Here is a 23,942-nt window from a genome sequence, read left to right on the forward strand (position 1 = left end):
ATCAGCCGGCCACGGCGACCGCCGAGACGCCGGTGGCCACCGCGGTCCGCCGGCCGCCCGACTCCAGGTAGAGCGTCCCGACCCGCAGGTACTCGTCGGGCTCGGCGACCACCACGCGCGCGTCGTCCCCGAGCGGGCGCGAGGCCAGCAGGGGACCGGCGTCCACCAGGGCCCACCGGCCGCCGTCCAGCCGCCAGTGGCTCGCCGGCCGCACCGGCGTGGAGTCGCCGCCGGACGCCGAGCACGCCCAGCTCGCGTAGACCGCGTTCAGCCTGCCCCCGTCGTCGTACCAGAGGTCGCGGGTGATCGAGCCGCCGTCCTCGGGCAGCTCGCCGATCGGTGCGGTCCGGGGAGCGCCGGTCGCGGCGTCCACCTCGATCACCGACGTGGCCTCCTGGCAGGCGCCGTTGTGCCAGGTGCCCGCGTACGCGACCGTCCGGCCGTCCGGTGAGAGGGCGGCGCTGCCGAGGCCCACGTTGGCGTCGGTGGCCCCCAGGTCGCGCACCGACCCGTCGAGGCCGACCAGGTAGAGGAAGTCCGGGCCGCCGTAGACCGCCGGCTCGTCCGGCGAGGCGACGAGCGCGACGCCCTCGCCACCGGTCACGACCTTCGGCGGCAGGTCCAGGACGGAGGGGAAGGCGGGGTCCGTCACGCGGCGCGCGGGCAGCGCGAGCGCCGGGGCGGGCCGGGCGCCGGGCTCGCCCAGGTCGAGCACCACCAGGTCCCGGCCCGGCCCGGTCCAGGCGACGCGACCGCCGCCGACCGCCGCCGCGGACCCGCAGTCGCCGCACGGCACGACCCGGCTGCCGCCCCCCTCGACGTCGACCACGGCGAGGCCCGCGTCCGAGGCGGCGAAGGCGAACCTGCCGTCCGCCGTGAACGCCGGACCGGACAGGCTGAAGTCCCCGGCCGCTTCGGCGATCACCCGTTCGCCCCGGGCGACGCCCAGCCGGGTCGCCGACGTGAACGCGTAGGCGGGCGGCTCCGGTGGTGTGGTGACGCTGATGCGGGCGGCGTCGGGTGAGTCGGGCACGACGAGCTCGTCCAGCTGTTCGGTCAGTTCGGCGGCGTCCTCGGTGAAGGCCACGGCCTGGTCGCCCACGAGTTGCTGGAGCGACTCGCGCTGGTCTTCGGGCACTTGGTGGCCGACGATGCGGATGTCCAGGTCCAGCCCGGCGGCGGCCACGCGTTCGCGGATGGCGCGGGAGGCCTCCTGGGGGTCGGTGGTGCAGGCGTCGACGCCGGTGGAGGAGACCACGATGATCCGGTTGCGCTGCGAGCCCCGGAACGGGTAGATCCCGGAGTAGTCGTCGATGGCGGCCAGCACGCCGCTGAGCAGCGTGGCCCGCCCCGACGGGGCCAACCCGCGCACCGCGCCCGGCACCTCGTCGGCCTCGTCGGCGACCTCGGCGGTGTTGTCGGCGGCCCCGCACTCCCCGCCGAACCTGCGCAGCGCCAGCGCGTCGCCGCTGCCGGTGTTGTGCGCGACCGCCTCCACCGCTTCGGCCACGGCCCCGAACCCGCTCCCGGGCGCGGAGGTGTCGACCAGCAGCGTGGTCCGGTGCTCGGGCGCCGACCGCACCACGACATAGACCACCACGCACGCCGCCAGCACCACCGCGACCACCGCGCCGATGATCAGCTCCCGCTTCACCTGGTCGCCCCCGGGCTCGTGGCGCGCAGCGCGGCGAGGACCTCGTTGACCGCGTCCACCTGCGCGTTGTAGTCCTCGGCCGCCCGCCGGAACGCCTCGAACCGCTCGTCGAACGGCGTGCCGGACCTGGCCGCGTCGAGCAGCTGCCGCGCCGCCTCGATGACGCGGGCCTGCCGGTCGCGCAGCTGGACGGCCTTCGCGTGCAGGTCGACCGCGGCGGGTGTTCGCGCCCGGCTGCGCAGGTTCTCGAACTCGGCCTCCGCGGTGATCGGGGCGACGTCGTCGATGGCCCGGTCGGCCACGTCCAGGCGGCCGTCCACGATCGCCTGGACGGCCTCGTCGAGCCTGGCCACGGTCGGGTCGAAGATGTCGATGACCTGGCGCGCGGACCGCAGCACGGGTTCGACGTTGGTCACCCACTCCAGCGCGGCGCGCAGCTCGTCGGGCGAGTCGGGCAGCAGCGGCGGCGGCGCGGCCGCGCCGGTGGCGAGCTTGCCCAGGTTGTCCCGGTGGTCGTCGTCGAGCTGGTAGCCCACGAACCGGAACTCGATCGCCAACCCGGCGGCGGCGACCCGGTCGCGCATCTCCTCCTCGACGAAGCCCCGGTCGTCGTCGCAGGCGTCCACGCCGTTGCGGGTGACCACGATGATGCGGTTGACCTGCTTGGCGTCCTGCGAGAACGGCTCCGAGAAGTCGGCGGTGGCCTCCACGACGCCGCGCAGCAGCGTGGCCCGGCCGGACGGGGAGGCGGCGCGCACCGCGTTCCCGACCTCGTCCCGGTTGCCCTTGCCGAACCCGACCAGCTGGGTCGTGTTGTCCTCCGCGCCGCACTCGCCGCCGAACCCGCGCAGCGCGATCGCGTCGTCGTCGCCGGAGTTGCCCAGCGCCTTGCCCAGGGACTCGACGCTCGCCGCGAAGTCCTCCGACGCGGCGCCCGCCCCGGACAGGTCGACCAGGAACTCGGTCTTGTACGTCGGCGCGAACTGCGGCAGCACCCAGGTCAGCGCGGCGTGCGCGCCGCCGGCCAGCAGGGCGGCCACGAGCAGCGCGACCACGGCGTTGCGCACCGCCGGTGGCATCTCGACGGTGAAGCGGTAGAGCCGCCCCGTGACCCCGCCGCGGATGGTGTTCGCCTGGACGACGGTCTCGACGGTCGTCGCCTCCACCGTGTTGTGACTGCCGCCGTTGTGCCTGCCGCCACCCTCCGGCTGCTCCATGCGCCCTGCCCCCTCGGGTGCGCGGAGCCGGGAACCGGCTCCGCGCACCGCATCACCCCTCGGTACCCCGACATGATCGACCGGTGGGCGGCGATCCGATCCGCAGGATTGCGGTCCGGCGGTGGTGCGTTCGGGGGACGAGGGTCAGGGGCGGGCCGCGTCGACCATCGCGGCGAGCAGCGCCCGCGTGTCCGACCAGGCCTCGACCGGCCCGGACGCGTAGACCACGTACTCGATCCCGCCCGTCTCCCAGTACGCGACCGCGACCCGCCCGGCGGCCTCCGCGAACTCCCACCGCACGCCGGGGTGGCCCCGGACCGGGGTCTCCGCCAGCGCCAGCCGCGCGTGGCCGGGTTCCCGCTCCCGGTCCGCGGCCGCCGCGGTGATGCGCTCCAGCAGCGTCCGGCCGGGGTCGGTCACCGGCGCGCCGCCGAACCGGGCCTCCCGCCGCCCGTCCGGCGCGGTGGCGACCAGGGTCGTGGCCACGGTGCCGGGCCCGACCGCCCAGTCGTCCGGCACGACCGTGACCAGGCCGCCGGGCGCCTCCACGGCGCGGAAGCCCGGCGGCGGCGCGGGGGCGGCGGGCGACGACGAGGGCCGGGGCGCCGGGGGAGCGGCCGAAGGGGGAGCGGTCTCCCCTGGCGTGGTGATGACCGGCAACCGCGGCGTCGTGCTCACCCGCGCGACCGGCTGCCCGGACGTGCCCGCGCGCAGGGCCAGCACGCCCGCGCCGCCGCCCACCACGACGTACGCGGCCGTGATCGCGAACGCCAGCGGGAGCGCGCCGAGGCGTCCGGCGCGGGCGTCCCCTGAACGCCTGGCCATCGTGTCTTCCCCCTGCGGCTAGCCTCTGGTGGTCCCAGTCCGCAGCAGTAAACCGGAGGGTCGGCGGTGCCCGTCAACAGCCCGGCCGGATGGGCGCCCGGTGAGCACGAGGAGCTGCGCGAACGCCTCGCCGCGCTCGCCGCCCGCCCCACCGGCCCCGACGACGACGCCGCCGCGCGGTCCCGGGCCGCGCTCGCCGACGCGTTCGCGGGGGGCCGGGCGGCCACGGCGGTGGAGCGGGTGCGCCGCGAGCTGCGCCACGCGGGCCCGTCGCCGGTGCTGCGCGACCACCTGGCCATCGCCCTGGCCGCCCGCAGCGCCGAGGTGCGCGGCGTCGCGGCGGACGGCGCGCTGGTGGTGACCGACCGCGGGCAGCTCGACGCGTGCCGCGCCCTCGCGCACGAGGTCCTGGAGCTGCGCCCGCACCCCGAGCTGGCCGCGTTCGCCTCGGACCTGCTCGACCGGCTGGACCGGGCCGAGCGCCGGCGCTGGGTGGCGCCGGCCTCCCCGCTCGGCGCCGCGGTCGTCGCGCTGGCGGTGCTGGTGCTGCCGTTCGTCGGCGCGGCGGTCGGCAGCGCCGCGGTGACCGCGGGCGGCGTGGCCGCGGGCGCGGCGCTCGTGTTCGGCTCGGTGCTGGCGCACCGCAGGCCGGGGTGGGTCGCGGACGCCGGCGGACCGCTCCGGAGGCCCGGTCCGTGACCTCCGCCGCTGGGCTCCGCCGCGCTGTGCTTGGATCAACCAGGTGAGCACGATCTACGACTGCGCGGTCCAGGACGACCGTGCCGCGGGTCTCTCCGCCGCCGCGGGCGCGGTGCGCTCCGGGCGCCTCGTCGTCCTCCCGACCGACACCGTCTACGGCATCGGCTGCGACGCGTTCGACGCGACCGCCGTGCGCTACCTGCTGGAGGCCAAGGGCCGGGGCCCGGACATGCCGGTGCCCGTCCTGGTCGGCTCCTGGACCACGGTCGACGGCCTGGTGCTGAGCGTGCCCCGCCAGGCCCGCGCGCTGATCGAGGCGTTCTGGCCCGGCGGCCTGTCGCTGGTCCTCCAGCACGCGCCCTCGCTGAACTGGGACCTCGGGCACACCCGCGGCACGGTGATGCTGCGGATGCCGCTGCACCCGGTCGCCCTGGAGCTGCTGCGCGACGTCGGCCCGATGGCCGTCTCCAGCGCCAACAAGTCCGGCTTCCCGCCCGCGGGCACCGCGCAGGAGGCGTGGGACCAGCTCGGCGAGGACGTCGGCGTCTACCTCGACGGCGGTCCCGCGACCGAGAACGTCGCCTCCACCATCGTCGACCTGACCGGGCCGGACCCCGTCGTGCTGCGCGAGGGCGCGGTGCCGGTGTCGGAGGTGTCCGAGGTGCTGGGCGCCGAAGTCGAGGTCGCCCGCTAGTGGATCTTCCCGATCGGAGTAGCGTGGTGCCCACTCCGCCCGACACCCCGTCCCCGAGGGGCTAGTTCACCGTGGGCCAGTTCCCCGCCGTCTCCAACGTCCTCCCCGTCCGGGAGTACCTGCTCGTCGCGCTGACCGCCGCCGTCGTCACGTTCCTGCTCGTGGGGCTGGTCCGCGCGCTGGCGTTCCGGATCGGCGCGGTCGCCTACCCCCGGACCCGGGACGTGCACGTCAAGCCCATGCCCCGGATGGGCGGCCTCGCCATGTACGGCGGGGTGCTCGGCGGCATGTTGCTGGCGCACCAGCTACCCGTGCTGCGGTCGGCGTTCGACTTCTCCAACGACCCGTACGCGGTCATCGTGGGCGGCGGCGTGATCGTCCTGGTGGGCGTGCTCGACGACCGGTTCGAGCTGGACTCGCTGACGAAACTCGCGGGTCAGGTCACCTCGGCGGGCATCCTGGTGCTCTTCGGGCTCCAGTGGCTGCTGTTCTGGGTGCCGTGGGGCGACGACGGCGAGGGCACCGGCTCGCTGCTGTCGCTGGACCAGAACCAGGGCGCGATCCTGAGCGTGCTGCTGGCCGTGACCATGATCAACGCGATGAACTTCGTGGACGGCCTGGACGGGCTGGCCGCCGGCATCGGCCTCATCGCCGCCGCCGCGACCTGCGTGTTCTCCATCGGCCTGCTCGGCAACAACGGCGGTGACGTCGGCGCGTACCCGCCCGCGCTGATCGCCGCCACGCTGGCCGGCGCGTGCCTGGGCTTCCTGCCGCACAACTTCAACCCGGCGCGCATCTTCATGGGCGACTCCGGGTCGATGCTGATCGGCCTGATGCTGTCCGCGGCCACCATCTCGGCCTCCGGCAAGATCAACTACGAGTCGGTGCGCGCCACCGACGTGCTCGGCCTGCTCTCGCCGCTGGTCGTGGTGGCCGCGGTGCTGTTCGTGCCGATGCTCGACCTGCTCATGGCCATCGTGCGGCGCACCCGGCGCGGCGAGAGCCCGTTCTCGGCGGACAAGATGCACCTGCACCACCGCCTGCTGGAGATCGGCCACTCCCAGCGCCGCGCCGTGCTGCTCATCTACCTGTGGGCGGGCGTGCTCGCGTTCGGCGCGGTCGCGCTCACCCTCTTCGACGTCGTGGCCGTGGTGTGGTGCCTGGCCATCGCGCTGCTCCTCGCCCTGCTGGTCTCGCTGGTACCCAGACTTCGCGAAGTGCGACGATCCTGACCCCCGATTGAGGGGTGTCGATCACGCGCCTTTTACACTCGGTGTCGACCGGTGGGAAGGGGTGACACATGAGCCAGGACGAACCTGCGTCGACCGCTGAGTGGACGCACGAAAAGGTCGTGCAGCGCCTCGCGGGCGAGATGTTCCGCGGCGCCCTGTGGGCGGCGCTCGGGACGGTCGTCGTCGCGGCCGCGCTGTGGACCGTGCTCGAAGGGGTCCCCGGCCTGGTCAGCGCCCTCATCGGCGGCGCGCTCGCCTGCCTGTCGTCGGTCGCCACGCTGCTGGTGATGCGCAAGACCGCCGCGCTGCCGCTCCAGTTCATCATGATCGCCGCGTTCGCCGGCTTCCTCGGGAAGCTGCTCCTGCTGATCGCGGTCATGCTGCTCGTGCGGCGGTTCCCCGCGCTGGACGACAACGCGCTGGCGCTCACGATGGTCGCCACCATCGTGGTCGCGACCTTCATGGAGGTGCGCGCTTCCAAGCGCAGTCGCAGTCAGATGGTGGTGCCCACCCCCGGCAACACCTGATCTACCGGCTGGTACGGTGCGCGCAGACGGGACACCCAGGTAGGCGGGGTGCCTCTCGCGGGCGCTTGCGGTCCGTAAGGTACGTTAAGTCCCGATCGTGACGATTCCCCCGGCGGAGTGAACGCCGGCCGGGAGAACCGGAAGGAACACAGTGACCATGACGGTGCTGGCCGCGGGCGATGAGTTCGTCGCTCCCGGCACGAAGGACTTCTTCCCGCCGGCGATCTTCGGCGACGTCACCAAGCCCATGGTGCTGCTGGTGCTGTCGATCGTCATCATCGGGGCGTTCTTCCTCGCCGCGACCCGCAACCTCAAGCTCGTCCCGGGCAAGTTCCAGTTCCTCGGGGAGTCGGCCTACGACCTCGGTCGCAACTCGATCGCCCGCGAGCAGATCGGCGCCAAGGACTTCCAGCCCTTCGTGCCGCTGATCCTCACGGTCTTCAGCTTCATCCTGGTGAACAACCTGTTCGGCCTCGTTCCGTTCATCCAGTTCCCCACGATGTCGCACATCGGGTTCCCGCTCGCGGTCTCCGTGCTGGTGATCTACCCGGTCTACCACTTCGTGGGCTTCCGGCGCCACGGTTTCCTCGGCTACCTGAAGAACCAGACCATGCCGCCCGGCGCGCCGTGGTACGTGCTGATCCTGCTGGTGCCGATCGAGTTCTTCCAGAAGTTCATCCTGAACCCGCTCACGCTCGCGATCCGAGTCTTCGCGGCCATGTTCGCGGGTCACCTGCTCCTGTTGGTGTTCACCTTGGCGGGTGAGTACCTCCTCTTCGCCGGCGGCGTCACCGTGGTGGTCGCGCCGATCGCCTTCGCCTTCGCCATCGCGCTGACCTTCCTGGAAGCGCTGATCATGGTGCTGCAGGCGTACATCTTCGCGCTGCTGTCCGCCAACTACATCGGCGCGGCGCTGGCCGAAGAGCACTGAGAAACCACTCAAAGCCTCCGATCCGCGGGTGTTCCGCGGACCGAAGTGAAAGGGAACAGCACAAGTGAGCGCTATCGTTCTTGCCCAGGAAGCCGCCACCAGTGGTGTCACCAACGCCGGCCTCGCGGCGATCGGCTACGGCCTCGCGGCGATCGGTCCGGGCATCGGCGTGGGCCTGATCTTCTCCTCGGTGATCAGCGGCACCGCCCGCCAGCCCGAGGCCCGCGGCGTGCTGCTCGGCCTCGCCTGGACCACCTTCGCCATCGTCGAGGTCCTGGCGCTGCTCGGCTTCGTCGTCTACTTCCTCGCCTCCGCCGCCTGACGTTCTTCGCCCTAGGAGAAGTCTGAGATGAATACCCTCATCCTGGCTGCGGAAGGCGAGATCAACCCGGTCCTTCCGCACACGTCCGAGATCATCCTCGGTCTCGTCGCGTTCCTGCTGCTGCTCTTCGTCATGAAGAAGTTCGTGGCGCCGCGTTTCGAGGCGCTGTACGCGGAGCGTGCCGCCAAGATCGAGGGTGGCATCGAGAAGGCGGAGCAGGCGCAGGTCGAGGCGCAGAAGCTGCTCGAGGACTACCGCGCGCAGCTCGCCGAGGCCCGTGCCGAGGCGGCCCGCATCCGCGACGACGCCCGCATCGAGGGCGAGCAGATCATCAGCGAGCTGCGCGCCAAGGCCCAGGAGGAATCCGCGCGGATCGTCGCGCAGGGGCAGACCCAGCTGGAGACCCAGCGGTCGCAGATCGTCGCGGAGCTGCGCGGCGAGCTGGGCCGGCTGGCCATCGACCTCGCGGACCGGGTGGTCGGCGAGTCGCTGGAGGACGAGGTGCGCCGCCGGGGCACCGTCGACCGCTTCCTGGCCGACCTCGACGGCACGTCGGCCCCGGCCGCCAAGTGAGGAACGCCGATGACGCTGCACGCCGCTAGCCGAGACGCCCTGGCCGCCGCCGAACTGCGGCTGCTGGAGGTCGTCGACGCCACGAAGAACAGCGCGGCCCTGGGCGAGCTGGGTGACGAGCTGTTCGCGGTCGTCGGCCTGCTGGTCGGCCGGCCCGCGCTGCGCCGCGCGCTGGCCGACAACGCCGCCGAGCCCGCGGTGCGCGAGCAGCTGCTGCGCGGCCTGCTCGGCGACAAGGTCACCGACCCGACGCTCCAGGTGCTGGGCACGGTCGTGACCAGCCGCTGGTCGAGCCCGCGCGAGCTGGTCGACGGCGTCGAGTCCCTGGCCCGCACCACGCTGCTGGTGCGGGCGGAGCGCGACGGCCGGCTCGACGCGGTCGAGGACGAGCTGTTCCGGCTCGGCCGCATCATCGCGGGCAACCACGAGCTGGAGCTGGCCCTGTCCGACCCGGCGGCCGAGCCGGCGGGCAAGGTGGCGCTGGTCGACGGCCTCATCGCGGGCAAGGTCGACGGCACCACCAAGTCCCTGGTCGACCAGCTCGTCCGGGAACCACGGGGGCGGAGCCTCGTCGCCGGTCTGAGCGACCTCGCGGCGCTCGCGGCCAAGCGCCGGGAACGTTCGGTCGCCCACGTCCGTTCTGCTGTTGAGCTCGATGCGGCGCAGCAGGACCGCCTGGAGGCCACGCTGACCCGGATCTACTCGCGACCCATCGCCCTCCACGTCGAGGTCGACCCCGCCCTGCGCGGCGGCCTGCTGATCAAGATCGGTGACGAGGTCATCGACGGCAGCGTGGCGGGTCGGCTCGCGGCACTGCGCCGCGACCTCGCCGGCTGACCGACCGGAACCGCGGCCCACAAGCCCCTTTCCCAGAACGAAGTGAGAGCAGGAACGACATGGCGGAGCTGACGATCTCGTCGGACGAGATCCGCAGTGCGATCGAGAAGTACGTCTCGACCTACTCCCCGGAAGTCAGCCGGGAAGAGGTCGGCGTCGTCGCGGAGACCTACGACGGCATCGCCATCGTCGAGGGTCTGCCCGGCACCATGACCAACGAGCTGCTGGAGTTCCCCGGCGGCGTGCTCGGTGTCGCCCTGAACCTGGAAGTGCGCGAGATCGGCGCCGTCATCCTGGGTGACTTCGACAAGATCGAGGAGGGCCAGGAGGTCAAGCGGACCGGCCAGGTGCTCTCCGTGCCGGTCGGCGACGGCTTCCTGGGTCGCGTGGTCAACCCGCTCGGCCAGCCGATCGACGGCCTCGGCGACGTCGTCGCCGACGACAACCGCGCCCTGGAGCTCCAGGCGGCCTCGGTGCTCCAGCGCCAGCCGGTGGGCGAGCCGATGCAGACCGGCATCAAGGCCATCGACTCGATGACCCCCATCGGCCGCGGCCAGCGCCAGCTGATCATCGGCGACCGCAAGACCGGCAAGACCGCGGTCTGCATCGACACGATCATCAACCAGAAGAAGGCCTGGCAGAGCGGCGACCCGCAGCAGCAGGTCCGCTGCGTCTACGTCGCCATCGGCCAGAAGGGCTCCACCATCGCGGGCGTCAAGACCGCGCTGGAGGAGGCGGGCGCGCTGGAGTACACCACGATCGTGGCGGCGCCGGCGTCGGACTCCGCGGGCTTCAAGTGGCTGGCCCCCTACACCGGCTCCGCCATCGGCCAGCACTGGATGTACCAGGGCAAGCACGTCCTGATCATCTTCGACGACCTGACCAAGCAGGCGGAGGCGTACCGCGCCATCTCGCTGCTGCTGCGCCGCCCGCCGGGCCGCGAGGCGTACCCCGGCGACGTCTTCTACTTGCACTCCCGCCTGCTGGAGCGCTGCGCGAAGCTGTCGGACGACATGGGCGGCGGCTCGATGACCGGCCTGCCGATCATCGAGACCAAGGCCAACGACGTGTCGGCGTACATCCCGACCAACGTCATCTCGATCACCGACGGCCAGTGCTTCCTGGAGTCGGACCTGTTCAACGCCGGTGTGCGCCCGGCCGTCAACGTGGGCATCTCGGTGTCCCGCGTGGGTGGCGCCGCGCAGATCAAGGCGATGAAGACGGTGTCCGGCTCGCTGCGCCTGGACCTGTCCCAGTTCCGCGAGCTGGAGGCGTTCTCCGCGTTCGCGTCCGACCTGGACGCCGCGTCGCGCGCGCAGCTGGACCGCGGCGCCCGCCTGGTCGAGCTGCTCAAGCAGGGCCAGTACCAGCCGGTCCCGGTCGAGGAGCAGGTCGTCTCGATCTACCTCGGCACCAAGGGCCACCTCGACTCCGTCCCGGTCGGCGACGTCCGCCGGTTCGAGTCGGAGTTCCTGGAGCACGTGCGCCGCAACCACGAGGCCATCCTCTCCGGCATCCGCGAGTCCAAGGTGCTCTCGGACGACGCCGAGAAGGGCATCGTCAACGCGGTCGAGTCGTTCAAGCAGCAGTTCACCCAGTCCGGCGGCACCCCGGCGGTCAACGACGCGCCGGCCACCGCCATGGACGCCGACAAGGTCGGGCAGGAGTCGGTGAAGGTCAACCGACCGGCTCCGACCGAGAAGTGACGTAGGCATGGCGGCACAGATCCGAGAGCTGCGCCAGAGGATCCGCACGGTCAACTCGACCAAGAAGATCACCAAGGCGTACGAGCTCATCGCCACGTCGCGGCTGGCCAAGGCCCAGGGACGGGTCGAGGCGTCGCGGCCCTACGCGGAGGAGATCACCGGTGTGCTCTCCTCCCTGGCCACGGCGTCGTCGAACCTCGACCACCCGCTGCTGACCGAGCGCAAGAACCCCAAGCGGGCCGGCGTGCTGGTCATCACCAGCGACAAGGGCATGTGCGGCGGCTACAACGCCAACGTGCTCAAGGCGGCCGAGGAGCTGTTCTCGCTGCTGCGGTCCAAGGGCAAGGAGCCCGTGCTCTTCGTCGTCGGCCGCAAGGGCGTGGGCTACTACCGGTTCCGCCGGCGGGAGATCGCGGGCGACTGGACCGGCTTCTCCCAGCTCCCGCAGTACGTCAACGCCTCCGAGGCCGGTGACGCGCTGGTGAAGGCGTTCGTCGCGGGCAGCGACGACGAGGGCGACGACCCGGGGCCCGACGGTGTCCTGGGCGTGGACGAGCTGCACGTGGTCTACACCGAGTTCAAGTCCATGCTGAGCCAGCAGCCGGTGGCCAAGCGGATCGCGCCGATGGTCGTCGACTACGACCCGGAGCCGCAGAAGCTCCAGTCGGTGTACTCGTTCGAGCCGAGCGCGGAGACGCTGCTGGGCGCGATGCTGCCGAAGTACGTCAAGACCCGGCTCTTCTCGGCGCTGCTGGACGCGGCGGCCTCGGAGTCGGCGGCGCGGCGGACCGCGATGAAGGCGGCGACGGACAACGCCACCGAGTTGGTCCGCACGCTCAGCCGCCAGGCGAACGCGGCTCGCCAGGCCCAGATCACCCAGGAGATCAGCGAGATCGTCGGTGGCGCCTCCGCGCTTACCGGTGGCGCAGGAAGTGACGAGTGACATGACCGCAATTGCTACTCCCACCACCACCCGCACGGGCCGTGTGGTCCGGGTCATCGGTGCCGTCGTCGACGTGGAGTTCCCGCGCGACGCGGTGCCCGAGCTGTTCAACGCCCTGCACTCCGAGATCACCTACGAAGCGGTGGCCAAGACGCTGACCCTGGAGGTCGCCCAGCACCTGGGCGACAACCTGGTCCGCTGCATCTCCATGCAGCCCACCGACGGCCTGGTGCGCGGCGCGGCCGTGACCGACACCGGCGCCGCGATCAGCGTGCCCGTCGGCGACGTCGTCAAGGGCCACGTGTTCAACGCCCTGGGCGACTGCCTCGACCAGCCGGGCCTGGGCCGCGACGGCGAGCAGTGGGGCATCCACCGCAAGGCGCCGGCCTTCGACCAGCTCGAGGGCAAGACCGAGATCCTGGAAACGGGCATCAAGGTCATCGACCTGCTGACCCCGTACGTCAAGGGCGGCAAGATCGGCCTGTTCGGCGGCGCGGGCGTGGGCAAGACGGTGCTCATCCAGGAGATGATCACCCGTATCGCCCGCGAGTTCTCCGGCACGTCGGTGTTCGCCGGCGTCGGCGAGCGCACCCGTGAGGGCACCGACCTCCTCCTGGAGATGGAGGAGATGGGCGTCCTCAACGACACCGCCCTGGTGTTCGGCCAGATGGACGAGCCGCCCGGCACGCGCATGCGCGTCGCGCTCTCGGCGCTGACGATGGCGGAGTACTTCCGCGACGTCCAGGGCCAGGACGTGCTGCTGTTCATCGACAACATCTTCCGCTTCACCCAGGCGGGCTCCGAGGTGTCGACCCTGCTGGGCCGGATGCCGTCCGCCGTGGGCTACCAGCCGACGCTGGCGGACGAGATGGGCGAGCTCCAGGAGCGGATCACCTCGACGCGGGGCAAGTCGATCACCTCGCTCCAGGCGATCTACGTGCCGGCGGACGACTACACCGACCCGGCGCCCGCCACCACCTTCGCCCACCTGGACGCGACGACGGAGCTCTCCCGTCCGATCTCCCAGAAGGGCATCTACCCGGCGGTGGACCCGCTGTCCTCGTCGTCCCGGATCCTGGAGCCGACCATCGTCGGCGAGGAGCACTACCGGGTGGCGCAGGAGGTCAAGCGGATCCTCCAGAAGTACAAGGAGCTCCAGGACATCATCGCGATCCTGGGCATGGACGAGCTCTCCGAGGAGGACAAGGTCCTCGTCGGTCGGGCGCGTCGACTGGAGCGCTTCCTGGGCCAGAACTTCATCGTGGCCGAGAAGTTCACCGGCCAGCCGGGTTCGTTCGTGCCGATCAAGGACACGATCGAGGCGTTCGACCGCGTCTGCAAGGGCGAGTTCGACCACTACCCGGAGCAGGCGTTCTTCTCCTGCGGCGGTCTGGACGACGTCGAGGCGAACGCGAAGAAGCTCGCGGGCAAGTGAGCTGAGCCCGTTGTCCGGGAGGGCCGTTCCCCACGGGGGAGCGGCCCTCCCGGCTTTTCGGGCCGGAAATTGTCGGTGGGTGCCGGCAAGGTGAAAGCAGGGGTTCCCCGGGCGGGGACTCCTGCGAAGCGCGGCGCGGCTTTTCCGGACCGCAGGGGCCGTGCGGCCCGCCCGGCCCCTCAGGTCATCCAGCCCAGCACCCGCGAGATCGTCAGCCCGCACGCCCGCACGGCGGGCACCACCGCGTCCGTGCCCGTGCCCGCCGGCACCACGACCGACACCGACGCCACCACCTCCCCGCTCGCGTCGCGCACCGGCGCCGCCACCGAGTAGGTGATCATCTCGATCTGCCGGTCGCTGATCGCGTAACCGTCGCGGCGCACCCGGGCCAGCGCCTCCCTCAGGTCCCGCGGCCGGACGAGGGTCTTCGGGGTGAACCTCCGCAGCGGTCCCGCGAGCACCTCCTCCTGCACGTGCGCGGGCGCGGCGGCGAGCAGGACCAGGCCCACGCCGGTGCAGTGCAGCGGCATCCGGCTGCCCACGCGCGTCACCACGTTGACCGCGTCCCGCGCCGAGATCCGCTCGACGTAGACCACGTCCAGCCCGTCCCGCACGGCCAGTTGCACGTTGTGCCGCGTCACCTCGTACAGGTCCTCCAGGAACGGCAGCGCCCGGTCCCGCAGGTCCAGGCTGCCCGGTGACAGCGCGCCCAGCTCCAGCAGCCGCAGGCCGACCGAGTAGCGGCCGTCGGCGTTGCGGGTCAGGGCGCGCAGCTCGACGAGCGCGGCCACCAGGCGGTGGGTGGTGCTCAGCGGCAGGCCGGAGCGGCGGCTCAGCTCCGACAGCGTCATCGCCGACCGGTCCACGGTGAACACCGCCAGCAGCGCGAACGCCCGCTCCAGCACGGACTTCGGCGTCGTCACGCGCCGCAGTCTTCCACCCGCCGGGAAGCGCCCCGCCGGTGCGCCCGTGACGCACCTCACCCCTTCCGCGTGACCGGGCGGGTGCTCCCGTCGGGCCGGCCGGCGGTGCCGGCGGCGGCTGATCCGTGGTCAGTGCGCCGACGACGGGAACCGGGCGGCCGGTCTCGGTCGGACGGCGGGCTTCGGCCTGGTCGGGGCGGTCCGCGGGCCGCCGTGGGGTGGGTAGGTGCTCACGGCGGGGTGTGGCGCACCCGTGGGATTTCCCCGTCTTCTCGCTCGTCGCGGCCCCGGTGGCGGTCGCGGTCGAGGCCGTCCGGGCGCCTGCCGGGAGGGCCGCACCTCACGGAGGAGGCACCTGAGGCCGCCTGGTGCGGCGCTCACCCTCGGCCACCGTTTAGACTGCACCTTGACTCCGTTGAACGAGGGAGATGCGCGTGGCCGAGATGACCGTCCAGTTGGTCGCCGTGGAACGCCGGTTGTGGTCCGGCACGGCCACCTCCGTGGTCGCGCAGACGCTGGAGGGCGAGATCGGCATCCTGCCGGGCCACGAGCCCGTGCTGGGCCAGCTCGTCGAGGGCGGCGTGGTCCGCGTGCGCACCACCGACGGCGAGGTCGTCACGGCCGCCGTCCACGGGGGTTTCCTCTCCGTGACCGGTGAGGGCGTGAGCATCCTCGCCGAGAACGCCGAGCTGTCCGACGAGATCGACGTCGAGCGGGCCCGCGGGAAGGTCTCCAGCGGGGACGACGCGGAGAAGGCCCGGGCGAACGCGCGGCTGCGCGCCGCGGGACACACGGCCTGACGCGGACGAGCGGACGAACGCCGTGGGGATCGCCGAAGTCGTCGGGGTGGTCCTGTTCGTCGCGGTGGTGGTGCTCGGGTACCTCGCGTGGCGCCGCGTCCGCGTCCTGCGCGCCGGTGGCGTGCACGTGGCGCTGAGGTCCCGGGTGGACTCCTCCGGTCGGGGCTGGCACCTCGGTGTCGGCCACTACCGCGGTGACGAGTTCACCTGGTTCCGCGTGCTGAGCCTGCGCACCGGCCCGGACGTGATGATCTCCCGCGAGGGCTTCGAGATCGACGACCGCCGGGAGCCCGCGCCCGCCGAGACCTACGCCATGCCCGCGGGCGCGGTGGTGCTGCGGTGCAAGGGCAGCAGGGGCGAGGTGGAGATCGCCATGGGCCCGGACGCGCTGACCGGGTTCCTGTCCTGGTTGGAGTCCGCGCCCCCGGGCCGCTCCATCCCCTGGGCTTCCTGACCCCGGGCCACCGGCCGGACCCCTCGCGGGACGGCCGGTCGCCCGGACGGGCGGCGCCGTCAGTCGCCGCCGCCCGGCCGCCACAGCACGTCGCCCTCGGGGTTGGCCACCCGCGCCAGGATGAACAGCAGGTCCGACAGCCGGTTCAGGTACTTGGCCGCGAGCGGGTTCGAGACCTCCGGCTCCGCCTCCAGCAGCGCCCACGTCGAGCGCTCGGCGCGCCGGGCCACGGTGCGGGCCTGGTGCAGCAGGGCGGCGCCGGGCGTGCCGCCCGAGAGGATGAACGAGTCCAGCTTGCCCAGCCGGGCGTTGAACTCGTCGCACCAGGACTCCAGCCGGTCCACGTAGGGCTGGGTGACCCGCAGCGGTGGGTGCTCCGGGTCCGGCGTGATCGGCGTGGACAGGTCCGCGCCCACGTCGAACAGGTCGTTCTGCACCCGCCGCACCACGTCGGTGACGTCCGGGGCGAGCTGCCCCAGGGCCAGCGCGACGCCCAGGACGGCCCCGGTCTCGTCCACGTCCGCGTACGCGGCGATGCGCGGTGACGTCTTGGGCACCCGGGAGAAGTCCCCGAGCCCGGTGGTCCCGTCGTCGCCGACGCGGGTGTAGATCTTCGTCAGGTGCACGGCCATGACCGCACTCTAGCCAGGTGCGCACCGCCGAACCCGCCACCGCGAACGGGCACGATCAAGTACCTCCGTAGGATTGCGGAACGACGAGCGAGGAGTTCCTTACGTGAGCGAGCACTTCCGGGTCCAGGGCGGTGGGCGCCTGGTCGGCGAGGTCGACGTCGTGGGCGCCAAGAACAGCGTGCTGAAGCTGATGGCGGCGGCGCTGCTGGCCGAGGGCACCACCACGATCACCAACTGCCCGGAGATCCTGGACGTCCCGCTGATGGCGGACGTCCTGCGCAGCCTGGGCTGCGAGGTCACCCTGTCCGGCGACGTGGCCACCATCACCACGCCGGCGGAGCTCAACCACCGGGCCGACTCCGAGGCGATGGGCAAGCTGCGCGCGTCCGTCTGCGTGCTGGGCCCGCTGGTGGGCCGCTGCAAGCGGGCGGTGGTGGCGCTGCCCGGTGGCGACGCGATCGGCTCCCGCCCGCTGGACATGCACCAGAACGGCCTGCGCAAGCTCGGCGCCCACAGCGAGATCGAGCACGGCTGCGTGGTCGCCGAGGCCGAGGGCTTGCACGGCGCGCAGATCTGGCTCGACTTCCCCAGCGTCGGCGCCACCGAGAACATCCTGATGGCGGCGGTGCTGGCCGACGGCACCACGGTCATCGACAACGCCGCCCGCGAGCCGGAGATCGTGGACATCTGCGTGATGCTCCAAGAGATGGGCGCCAGGATCGAGGGCGCGGGCACGTCCACGCTCACCGTGCACGGGGTGGAGTCGCTCCGGCCGACCGAGCACCGCGTGATCGGCGACCGCATCGTCGGCGCGACCTGGGCGTTCGCCGCCGCCATGACCCAGGGCGACATCACCGTGCGCGGCGTGGACCCGCACCACCTGGACCTGGTGCTGGAGAAGCTGCGCACGGCGGGCGCGGAGGTCACCCTGGAGGGCGACCGGGCGTTCCGCGTGGTCCAGCGCGAGCGGCCCCGGTCGGTGGACTTCGTGACGCTGCCCTACCCGGGGTTCGCCACCGACCTCCAGCCGTTCGCGATCGCGCTGTCCAGCGTGTCCGAGGGCACGTCGATGATCACCGAGAACCTGTTCGAGGCGCGGTTCCGGTTCATCGAGGAGATGGTGCGGCTGGGCGCGGACGCCCGCACCGACGGCCACCACGCGGTGGTGCGGGGCGTGGAGCGGCTGTCCAGCGCGCCGGTGTGGGCCTCGGACATCCGCGCGGGCGCGGGCCTGGTGCTCGCGGGGCTGTGCGCGGACGGCGCGACCGAGGTCTACGAGATCTTCCACATCGAGCGCGGCTACCCCGGTTTCGTGGAGAACCTGCGCAAGCTCGGCGCGACCGTGGAGCGGGTCGGCGCCTGAGGGGCCTGTGGCCTGGGCCCTGCGGTCTGGGCGCTGCGCCCTGGGCGCTGCGCCCTGGGATCTGGGGCCCGGTCAGCTCAGCAGCAGCTTCGCGTCCGGCGCGTCGGCGGGGAACACCAGCAGCAGGTGCGCCCCGCCGCGCCGGACCACGGTCACCCTGATCCCGGCGCGGCGCAGGCGCGCGGCCAGCACGTCCGCCGCCTCGACCGTGGGCGTCGCGGCCACCTGGACCAGCAGCCCGAAGTCGTGGCCCGTGTGGTCGGGCACCCCGCGGCGGTCGTTCCCGAACGCCCAGTAGAGGACCAGGGCGAGCACGCCCAGCACGAACAGGGGCAGCAGGGTCAGCGTGAGGGCGGTCACGCCGCTCATGCTCCTCCGACTTCGATTCAGTGAGCAACGGCACGCCGCGTGTGGGTTACCCGTCAGTACGCTACGGGCAACGACGACGTAGGAGGTTGCCGTGCCGTACCCGGCAGACCGCGAACGCGACCGCCCCTGGGTGATGCGGACCTACGCGGGCCACTCCAGCGCCGCCGCTTCCAACGCCCTGTACCGCCGCAACCTGGCCAAGGGCCAGACCGGCCTGTCGGTCGCCTTCGACCTGCCGACCCAGACCGGCTACGACCCGGACGACGAGCCGGCGCGCGGCGAGGTCGGCAAGGTCGGCGTGCCGATCAGCCACATCGGCGACATGCGGCGGTTGTTCGACGAGATCCCGCTGGGCGGCGCGAACACCTCGATGACCATCAACGCGACCGCCATGTGGCTGCTCGCGCTGTACGTGAGCGTGGCCGACGAGCAGGGCGCGGACCGCGCGACCCTCGCGGGCACCACGCAGAACGACATCATCAAGGAGTACCTGTCCCGCGGCACGTACGTGTTCCCGCCGGGGCCGAGCCTGCGCCTGATCACCGACGTGGTCGCGTGGACCGTGGCGAACGTGCCGAAGTGGAACCCGATCAACATCTGCTCGTACCACCTCCAGGAGGCGGGCGCGACGCCCGTGCAGGAGATCGCCTACTCCCTGTCCACCGCGATCGCGGTGCTGGACTCGGTGTTCGACTCCGGCCAGGTGCCCGAGGAGCGGCGCGGCGACGTGGTCGCGCGCATCTCGTTCTTCGTCAACGCCGGCGTGCGGTTCGTCGAGGAGATGTGCAAGGTGCGGGCGTTCGTCCGGCTGTGGGACGAGATCACCCGCGACCGGTACGGCATCGAGAACCCGGCGCACCGCCGCTTCCGCTACGGCGTGCAGGTCAACTCGCTGGGCCTGACCGAGGCGCAGCCGGAGAACAACGTGCAGCGGATCGTGCTGGAGATGCTGGCCGTGACGCTGTCGCGCGACGCCCGCGCCCGCGCGATCCAGCTGCCCGCGTGGAACGAGGCGCTGGGCCTGCCCCGGCCGTGGGACCAGCAGTGGGCGCTGCGGATGCAGCAGGTGCTGGCCTACGAGACGGACCTGCTGGAGTACCAGGACCTGTTCGAGGGCTCGCACGTGGTCGAGGCGAAGGTCGACGAGCTGGTCGGGGGCGCGCGGGCCGAGATCGACCGCGTGCAGGCGATGGGCGGGGCGGTCGCGGCCGTCGAGTCCGGGTACATGAAGTCCGCGCTGGTGTCCTCGCTGGCCGAGCGGCGGCGGCGCGTCGAGTCCGGTGACGACGTCGTGGTGGGCGTGAACAGGTTCGCCACCACCGAGCCGTCGCCGTTGCAGGCCGAGGGCGCGAACGCGATCGAGCAGATCGACCCGGCCGTGGAGGCGCACGCCGTCGAGGCGGTGCGCGCGTGGCGGGCCGGGCGGGACGACGCGCTGGTCCGGTCCACACTGGACGGGTTGCGGGCGGCGGCCGGGACCGACCGGAACCTCGTGGAGGCCACGCTGGCGTGCGCGCGGGCCGGCGTGACCACCGGCGAGTGGGCGTCCGCGCTGCGCGACGCGTTCGGCGAGTACCGGGCGCCGACGGGCGTGTCCGCCGCCTCGGCCTCCGGTGAGGCGGGCACCGAGGTCGGGCGGGTCCGCGACCGGGTCCGGGCCACCGGGGAGGCGCTGGGCGAGCGCCTGCGCATCCTCGTCGGCAAGCCCGGCCTGGACGGCCACTCCAACGGCGCGGAGCAGGTCGCCGTGCGCGCCCGCGACGTCGGCTTCGAGGTGGTCTACCAGGGCATCCGACTGACCCCGGCCCAGATCGTCGCGGCCGCGGTGCAGGAGGACGTGCACGTGGTGGGCCTGTCCATCCTGTCCGGTTCGCACCTGGAGGTCGTGCCCGCCGTGGTCGACGGCCTGCGGGAGGCGGGCGCGGGCGACGTGCCGGTGGTGGTCGGCGGGATCGTGCCGCCCGACGACGCCGCGAAGCTGCGGGAGCGCGGGGTGGCGCGGGTGTTCACGCCCAAGGACTACGAGCTGACGCAGATCATGGACGAGATCGTGTCGGTGGTGCGCGAGGCGCGAGGCCTCTGACCGACGCGGCATTCCAGCCCGATCGAGTGACGCGGGGCCTTGGCGCGGTGACGCGGGGCTGACCGCGCCCCGGGCGGGTCATCGGCGCCGTGCCAGGTCCTCGATGACGTCGTCGGTCGAGACGACCTCGGCGAACCCGCCGCCGCTCAGGTTGGCGACCGTGGCGCGGGAGAGCTCCTCGGCTGTCAGGCCGCCCAGGCCGAAGGTGAACGTGGCGTCCAGGACGACCGAGACCCGGTAGCCGAGGTTGCCGCCCACGCGGGCGGTGGTCTCCACGCACATGTTGGTCTGGATGCCCGCGAGCACCAGGTCGGTGATGCCGCGCCCGCGCAGCCACGCGTCCAGGTCGACCTCGCCGTGGAACGCGGAGTTCACCCGCTTGGCGAAGACGAGGTCGGGGCGCGCGGCGTCCAGCTCGGGCTTGAACCGGTTGCCGTCCTGACCGGGGCGCAGCGGCGAGCCCGGCTCGGCGGAGTCGTGCCGCACCAGCACCAGCGGGCCGGTCCAGGCGGCGAGGAGGCGGGCGGTGTTGGCCTCCGCGCCGGGGTTGTCGCGCGCGCCCCAGGACGGGTCGTCGAAACCGCGCTGCACGTCGATCAGGACCAGGGCCTTCGTCTTGTCGTCGGTGTTCTCCACGGGCACCAGCCTGCGGCTCCGGGAACGGTCGCGGGGAGTGGCAGATCCGGCGCGACGGGGTACTTTCCTGCCATGCGCGTGGTCGGTGTCCTGCTGCTGCCCGGCACCCGCGCGTTCGACGTGTCGGTGGCCGCCGAGGTGTGGGGCGTCGACCGGTCGGACGCGGGCGTGGGCCCGTTCGAGCTGAGGCTGTGCGCGCCGGGGCGGGCGCGGACCCCGGTGCACCCGGTCGGCGAGGTGGCCGCGACGCACGGGGTGGCCGGCATCGAGGGGTGCGACCTGGTCGTGGTCCCCGGTCGGGTGGACCCGCGCGCGCCGGTGCCGGAGGGCGTCCTGCGCGCGCTGCGGTCCTTCGGCGGCACGGTGGCCGCGCTGTGCTCGGGCGCGTTCACCCTGGCGGCGGCCGGGATGCTCGACGGGCGCGCGGCGACCACCCACTGGCGGCTGCTGGACGAGCTGGAGGGGGCCGCGCCGAAGGCCCGCGTGCTGCGCGACGTGCTGTACGCGGAGGACGGCGTGCTGACGTCGGCCGGCGTGGTGGGCGGGCTCGACCTGTGCCTGCACCTGGTGCGGCGCGCCCACGGCGCGTCGGTCGCGGCGGCCCTCGCCCGGCGCCTGGTGATGCCGCCGAGCCGCGAGGGCGGGCAGCGGCAGTACGTCGACCCGCCGCTGCCGAGCCGCCCCGAGCGGGCCGGGTTGGCGTCCACCGTGGACTGGGCGGTGGCGCGGCTGGGCACGCCCCTGGGCGTCGCGGACCTCGCCGGCCACGCGGGCCTGAGCGAGCGCACCTTCCACCGCGCCTTCCTGGCGGCGACCGGGAGCACACCCGGTCGGTGGCTGCTGGCGCAGCGGGTGCTGCTCGCCCGGAGGCTGCTGGAGACCACGGACCTGCCGGTGCGCCGGGTGGCCGAGCGGGCCGGCCTCGGCACGGCGGCCAACCTGCGGCGCCGGTTGCGGGCGGAGCTGGGCGTGGGACCCGACGCCTACCGCCGCGCGTTCCGGGTGCCGGCCGGGTGCTGAACGCCGGGTGCTGGACACCGGGGTGCCGGACGTCGGGTGCCGGGTGCCGGGTGTCGGACGCAGGACGCCGGGTGCCGGGTGGTGAGTGCTGCTCGCCGCGTGCTCGTCCAGCCGGGCCGGCGGGCGCGTGCCGGGCGCCCGCGACAGGTTTGCCGACCCCGGCCGCCGGGCTACGGTCCCCTCATGGCCGAGCACCAGCACATCCGCGTCGAGCGCACCGACGACGTCGTGCGCATCACCATGGACCGCGCCGCGCGGCGCAACTCGCTGTCCGGCGAGCACCTGACCGAGCTGCTGGCCGCGTTCCGGGAGGTCGCCGCCTCGGACGCGGTGGGGGTGGTGCTGGCGGGCGAGGGGCCGGTGTTCTGCGCCGGGCACGACTTCGCCGACGTGGCGGCGCGCGACCTGGAGGGCGTGCGCGAGCTGCTGACCCTGTGCACGGACCTGATGCGCACGATCGAGTCCGTGCCGCAGGTGGTGATCGCCCGCGTGCACGGCCTGGCCACCGCGGCGGGCTGCCAGCTGGTCGCCTCGTGCGACCTGGCGGTGGCCGCGGAGGAGGCGGGGTTCGCGCTGCCCGGCGGCAAGGGCGGCTGGTTCTGCCACACGCCGGCCGTGCCGGTGGCCCGGTCGATCGGCCGCAAGCGGCTGATGGAGCTGGCGCTGACGGGTGACCCGGTGGACGCGCGGACCGCCGAGCGGTGGGGCCTGGTGAACCGCGTGGTGCCGGCCGCCGAGCTGGACGACGCCGTGGCCGACCTGATGCGCCGGGCCACGCGCGGCAGCCGGGCGGGCAAGGCGCTCGGCAAGCAGACCACCTACGCCCAGCTCGACCGGCCCGAGGCCGACGCGTACGCGATCGCGGTGGAGGTGATGGCGGCGGCCTCGCAGACCGACGCCGCGAAGGAGGGCATGGCCGCGTTCCTGGAGAAGCGCCCGCCGGTGTGGACGGACTGACCGGTCCCGGCGGGCGGCCCCGGTCGCCGCCCGCCGCAAGCGGTTGCGCGTCAGGCGTCGACCTTCTTGTGGAACAGCGTGGTCGGCCGCAGCACGCCGTCCGGGTCGGCCGTGTAGTCCGGGATCACGCCGACCTCCGCCCAGCCCTCCCGCCGGTACAGGCGCTCGGCGGCCGAACCGCTCCGGGTGTCCAGCACCAGCAGCGTCACCCCCCGCCCCGCCGCGCCCCGCTCGGCCACCGCCAGCAGCTCCCGGCCCAGCCCGGCGCCCCGCGCGTCGCGGTGCACCAGCAGCTTCGCCACCTCCGCGCGGTGGACGCCGTTCGGCGTGGAGGCGAACCGCACCTGCACCGTGCCGACCACCCGGCCACCGACCCGCGCCACCCACACCGCGAGCAGGCCGTTGGCCACCGGGGCGGCCCGGGAGCGCCACCACTTCAGCGCCGCCACGCGCGTCAACGGCTTGACGAAGCCCACGGACGCGCCGCCCGCCACCGCGTCCTCCAGCACGTCGGCCAGCGCCTCCGCGTGCGCCAGCAGCCCGGCCGCGGTCAGCTCCTCGACCTCGGCCCTCACGGCTGCGCGTGCTCGTGCAGCAGGAGCAGGGTGTAGGCGGCGATCGACTGGGCGTCGGTGATGTCGCCGCGGGCGATCATCGCCTCGAACTCCGCGCGCGGGAACCACGCCGAGCGCATGTCCTGCTCCTCGTGCTCCCGCTCGTGGAAGCCCTCGACCAGCTCGGTGGCCAGGAACACCCGGCCGCGCTGGCTCGACATGCCCGGCGCGACGTCCAGCACGCCCAGCTCGACCAGCTTCCCGGCGCGCAGCCCGGTCTCCTCCCGCAGCTCCCGCTCGGCCAGCGCCGACGGGCCCGTGTCGGCCCGTTCCGGCGCGGTGCCCTGCGGGAACTCCCACCGCCTCATGCCCAGCGGGTAGCGGTACTGCTCGACCAGCCGCAGCCGCTCGCCGTCCATGGGGATCACCAGCGCGTAATGCGGCTTGTCCACCACGCCGTAGATGCCGGTGGTCCCGTCCGCGCGCCCGATGGCGTCCTCCCGGACCACCATCCACGGGTTCGCGTACACCTCGCGCGTGCCGAGGGTCTCCACGA

The 23,942-nt window shown here is 73.1% G+C and carries 26 protein-coding genes; 17 read left to right on the forward strand and 9 right to left on the reverse strand.

The features are described 5' to 3' along the window. Position 1: 1 nt before the first annotated feature. The 3 genes from ABD223_RS35905 to ABD223_RS35915 all read right to left on the reverse strand — a co-directional run bounded on the left by ABD223_RS35905 (position 2) and on the right by ABD223_RS35915 (position 3,696). Entirely contained in the window at positions 2 to 1,654 is a 1,653-nt protein-coding gene (locus tag ABD223_RS35905) for a hypothetical protein (protein ID WP_344041311.1), read from the reverse strand. Then, positions 1,651 to 2,871: a vWA domain-containing protein gene (locus tag ABD223_RS35910; RefSeq protein WP_344041313.1), complete on the reverse strand. Its 1,221-nt coding sequence runs from the start codon at positions 2,869 to 2,871 to the stop codon at positions 1,651 to 1,653. Before ABD223_RS35910 ends, ABD223_RS35905 begins: the two co-directional genes overlap by 4 nt. Before the next feature lie 144 nt (positions 2,872 to 3,015). Further along, entirely contained in the window at positions 3,016 to 3,696 is a 681-nt protein-coding gene (locus tag ABD223_RS35915; protein ID WP_344041315.1) for a hypothetical protein, read from the reverse strand. A 66-nt stretch (positions 3,697 to 3,762) separates the two neighbouring features. Here ABD223_RS35915 and ABD223_RS35920 point away from each other — a divergent pair, with 66 nt between their 5' ends. From ABD223_RS35920 to atpD, 11 genes are all read left to right on the forward strand, one after another. Beyond that, on the forward strand, positions 3,763 to 4,395 hold the full coding sequence (locus ABD223_RS35920; RefSeq protein ID WP_344041317.1) for a hypothetical protein: 633 nt from the start codon (positions 3,763 to 3,765) through the stop codon (positions 4,393 to 4,395). 43 nt (positions 4,396 to 4,438) lie between these two features. Further along, the gene (locus ABD223_RS35925) at positions 4,439 to 5,089 is read left to right on the forward strand and encodes an L-threonylcarbamoyladenylate synthase (RefSeq protein ID WP_344041319.1); all 651 of its coding nucleotides are present in this window, start codon (positions 4,439 to 4,441) and stop codon (positions 5,087 to 5,089) included. Positions 5,090 to 5,160: 71 nt separating this feature from the next. Continuing rightward, entirely contained in the window at positions 5,161 to 6,321 is a 1,161-nt protein-coding gene (locus tag ABD223_RS35930) for a glycosyltransferase family 4 protein (protein ID WP_344041321.1), read from the forward strand. Positions 6,322 to 6,389: 68 nt separating this feature from the next. Then, on the forward strand, positions 6,390 to 6,848 hold the full coding sequence (locus tag ABD223_RS35935; RefSeq protein ID WP_344041323.1) for a Cg1360 family ATP-synthase-associated protein: 459 nt from the start codon (positions 6,390 to 6,392) through the stop codon (positions 6,846 to 6,848). A 151-nt stretch (positions 6,849 to 6,999) separates the two neighbouring features. Further along, positions 7,000 to 7,779 (forward strand): F0F1 ATP synthase subunit A, encoded by a 780-nt coding sequence (gene atpB, locus ABD223_RS35940; RefSeq protein ID WP_344041325.1) that lies wholly within the window; start codon positions 7,000 to 7,002, stop codon positions 7,777 to 7,779. 64 nt (positions 7,780 to 7,843) lie between these two features. Continuing rightward, complete coding sequence (locus ABD223_RS35945; RefSeq protein WP_344041327.1) at positions 7,844 to 8,101, forward strand: ATP synthase subunit c family protein; 258 nt, start codon at positions 7,844 to 7,846, stop codon at positions 8,099 to 8,101. A 27-nt stretch (positions 8,102 to 8,128) separates the two neighbouring features. After that, entirely contained in the window at positions 8,129 to 8,674 is a 546-nt protein-coding gene (locus ABD223_RS35950; protein ID WP_344041329.1) for a F0F1 ATP synthase subunit B, read from the forward strand. 9 nt (positions 8,675 to 8,683) lie between these two features. Further along, positions 8,684 to 9,511, forward strand: coding sequence for a F0F1 ATP synthase subunit delta (locus ABD223_RS35955; RefSeq protein ID WP_344041331.1), 828 nt, complete (start codon positions 8,684 to 8,686; stop codon positions 9,509 to 9,511). A gap of 59 nt (positions 9,512 to 9,570) precedes the next feature. Then, a complete protein-coding gene (atpA, locus tag ABD223_RS35960; protein WP_344041333.1) occupies positions 9,571 to 11,217 on the forward strand; it encodes a F0F1 ATP synthase subunit alpha in 1,647 nt (548 codons plus the stop codon). Positions 11,218 to 11,224: 7 nt separating this feature from the next. Then, on the forward strand, positions 11,225 to 12,160 hold the full coding sequence (locus tag ABD223_RS35965) for a F0F1 ATP synthase subunit gamma (RefSeq protein WP_344041335.1): 936 nt from the start codon (positions 11,225 to 11,227) through the stop codon (positions 12,158 to 12,160). Position 12,161: 1 nt separating this feature from the next. Next, positions 12,162 to 13,595 (forward strand): F0F1 ATP synthase subunit beta, encoded by a 1,434-nt coding sequence (gene atpD, locus ABD223_RS35970; RefSeq protein WP_344041337.1) that lies wholly within the window; start codon positions 12,162 to 12,164, stop codon positions 13,593 to 13,595. A 179-nt stretch (positions 13,596 to 13,774) separates the two neighbouring features. On the opposite strand, the gene ABD223_RS35975 is transcribed toward atpD, so the two are convergent. Further along, positions 13,775 to 14,518 (reverse strand): IclR family transcriptional regulator, encoded by a 744-nt coding sequence (locus ABD223_RS35975; protein WP_344041339.1) that lies wholly within the window; start codon positions 14,516 to 14,518, stop codon positions 13,775 to 13,777. A 443-nt stretch (positions 14,519 to 14,961) separates the two neighbouring features. Between ABD223_RS35975 and ABD223_RS35980 the strand changes: the two genes are divergently transcribed. Both ABD223_RS35980 and ABD223_RS35985 read left to right on the forward strand, forming a co-directional pair. After that, entirely contained in the window at positions 14,962 to 15,318 is a 357-nt protein-coding gene (locus ABD223_RS35980) for a F0F1 ATP synthase subunit epsilon (RefSeq protein ID WP_344041471.1), read from the forward strand. Between the two features lie 22 nt (positions 15,319 to 15,340). Beyond that, on the forward strand, positions 15,341 to 15,772 hold the full coding sequence (locus ABD223_RS35985) for a DUF2550 domain-containing protein (RefSeq protein WP_344041341.1): 432 nt from the start codon (positions 15,341 to 15,343) through the stop codon (positions 15,770 to 15,772). 59 nt (positions 15,773 to 15,831) lie between these two features. Here ABD223_RS35985 and ABD223_RS35990 read toward each other — a convergent pair whose 3' ends face one another. Continuing rightward, positions 15,832 to 16,404: a cob(I)yrinic acid a,c-diamide adenosyltransferase gene (locus ABD223_RS35990; protein ID WP_344041343.1), complete on the reverse strand. Its 573-nt coding sequence runs from the start codon at positions 16,402 to 16,404 to the stop codon at positions 15,832 to 15,834. 103 nt (positions 16,405 to 16,507) lie between these two features. On the opposite strand from ABD223_RS35990, the gene murA reads away from it, so the two are divergent. Beyond that, complete coding sequence (murA, locus tag ABD223_RS35995; protein ID WP_344041345.1) at positions 16,508 to 17,767, forward strand: UDP-N-acetylglucosamine 1-carboxyvinyltransferase; 1,260 nt, start codon at positions 16,508 to 16,510, stop codon at positions 17,765 to 17,767. 72 nt (positions 17,768 to 17,839) lie between these two features. Here murA and ABD223_RS36000 read toward each other — a convergent pair whose 3' ends face one another. Continuing rightward, positions 17,840 to 18,136 carry an SPOR domain-containing protein gene (locus ABD223_RS36000; RefSeq protein WP_344041347.1) on the reverse strand — a complete coding sequence of 99 codons (297 nt, stop codon included), beginning with the start codon at positions 18,134 to 18,136 and terminating at the stop codon, positions 17,840 to 17,842. 91 nt (positions 18,137 to 18,227) lie between these two features. Between ABD223_RS36000 and ABD223_RS36005 the strand changes: the two genes are divergently transcribed. After that, complete coding sequence (locus ABD223_RS36005; RefSeq protein WP_344041349.1) at positions 18,228 to 20,219, forward strand: protein meaA; 1,992 nt, start codon at positions 18,228 to 18,230, stop codon at positions 20,217 to 20,219. A 78-nt stretch (positions 20,220 to 20,297) separates the two neighbouring features. Here the strand turns inward: ABD223_RS36005 and ABD223_RS36010 are convergent, their stop codons facing one another. Beyond that, the gene (locus ABD223_RS36010; protein ID WP_344041351.1) at positions 20,298 to 20,855 is read right to left on the reverse strand and encodes a cysteine hydrolase family protein; all 558 of its coding nucleotides are present in this window, start codon (positions 20,853 to 20,855) and stop codon (positions 20,298 to 20,300) included. Positions 20,856 to 20,927: 72 nt separating this feature from the next. Between ABD223_RS36010 and ABD223_RS36015 the strand changes: the two genes are divergently transcribed. Together ABD223_RS36015 and ABD223_RS36020 are read left to right on the forward strand one after the other, a co-directional pair. Continuing rightward, entirely contained in the window at positions 20,928 to 21,875 is a 948-nt protein-coding gene (locus tag ABD223_RS36015; RefSeq protein WP_344041353.1) for a GlxA family transcriptional regulator, read from the forward strand. A 183-nt stretch (positions 21,876 to 22,058) separates the two neighbouring features. Then, positions 22,059 to 22,832 (forward strand): enoyl-CoA hydratase-related protein, encoded by a 774-nt coding sequence (locus tag ABD223_RS36020; protein WP_344041355.1) that lies wholly within the window; start codon positions 22,059 to 22,061, stop codon positions 22,830 to 22,832. Between the two features lie 50 nt (positions 22,833 to 22,882). On the opposite strand, the gene ABD223_RS36025 is transcribed toward ABD223_RS36020, so the two are convergent. Both ABD223_RS36025 and ABD223_RS36030 read right to left on the reverse strand, forming a co-directional pair. After that, a complete protein-coding gene (locus ABD223_RS36025) occupies positions 22,883 to 23,407 on the reverse strand; it encodes a GNAT family N-acetyltransferase (protein WP_344041357.1) in 525 nt (174 codons plus the stop codon). After that, entirely contained in the window at positions 23,404 to 23,940 is a 537-nt protein-coding gene (locus ABD223_RS36030; protein ID WP_344041360.1) for an NUDIX domain-containing protein, read from the reverse strand. Before ABD223_RS36030 ends, ABD223_RS36025 begins: the two co-directional genes overlap by 4 nt. Positions 23,941 to 23,942: the final 2 nt, after the last annotated feature.

The sequence above is a fragment of the Saccharothrix xinjiangensis genome (assembly GCF_039527585.1).
GTDB lineage: Bacteria > Actinomycetota > Actinomycetes > Mycobacteriales > Pseudonocardiaceae > Actinosynnema > Actinosynnema xinjiangensis.

Bases quoted from the DNA above. Each gene is read 5' to 3' on its own strand.
- ABD223_RS35910 (WP_344041313.1), bottom strand. From the start codon at position 2,871: ATGGAGCAGCCGGAGGGTGGCGGCAGGCACAACGGCGGCAGTCACAAC.
- ABD223_RS35915 (WP_344041315.1), bottom strand. From the start codon at position 3,696: ATGGCCAGGCGTTCAGGGGACGCCCGCGCCGGACGCCTCGGCGCGCTC.
- ABD223_RS35935 (WP_344041323.1), top strand. From the start codon at position 6,390: ATGAGCCAGGACGAACCTGCGTCGACCGCTGAGTGGACGCACGAAAAG.
- ABD223_RS35950 (WP_344041329.1), top strand. From the start codon at position 8,129: ATGAATACCCTCATCCTGGCTGCGGAAGGCGAGATCAACCCGGTCCTT.
- ABD223_RS35955 (WP_344041331.1), top strand. From the start codon at position 8,684: ATGACGCTGCACGCCGCTAGCCGAGACGCCCTGGCCGCCGCCGAACTG.
- atpA (WP_344041333.1), top strand. From the start codon at position 9,571: ATGGCGGAGCTGACGATCTCGTCGGACGAGATCCGCAGTGCGATCGAG.
- ABD223_RS35965 (WP_344041335.1), top strand. From the start codon at position 11,225: ATGGCGGCACAGATCCGAGAGCTGCGCCAGAGGATCCGCACGGTCAAC.
- atpD (WP_344041337.1), top strand. From the start codon at position 12,162: ATGACCGCAATTGCTACTCCCACCACCACCCGCACGGGCCGTGTGGTC.
- ABD223_RS35980 (WP_344041471.1), top strand. From the start codon at position 14,962: ATGACCGTCCAGTTGGTCGCCGTGGAACGCCGGTTGTGGTCCGGCACG.
- ABD223_RS35990 (WP_344041343.1), bottom strand. From the start codon at position 16,404: ATGGCCGTGCACCTGACGAAGATCTACACCCGCGTCGGCGACGACGGG.
- ABD223_RS36000 (WP_344041347.1), bottom strand. From the start codon at position 18,136: ATGAGCGGCGTGACCGCCCTCACGCTGACCCTGCTGCCCCTGTTCGTG.
- ABD223_RS36015 (WP_344041353.1), top strand. From the start codon at position 20,928: ATGCGCGTGGTCGGTGTCCTGCTGCTGCCCGGCACCCGCGCGTTCGAC.
- ABD223_RS36020 (WP_344041355.1), top strand. From the start codon at position 22,059: ATGGCCGAGCACCAGCACATCCGCGTCGAGCGCACCGACGACGTCGTG.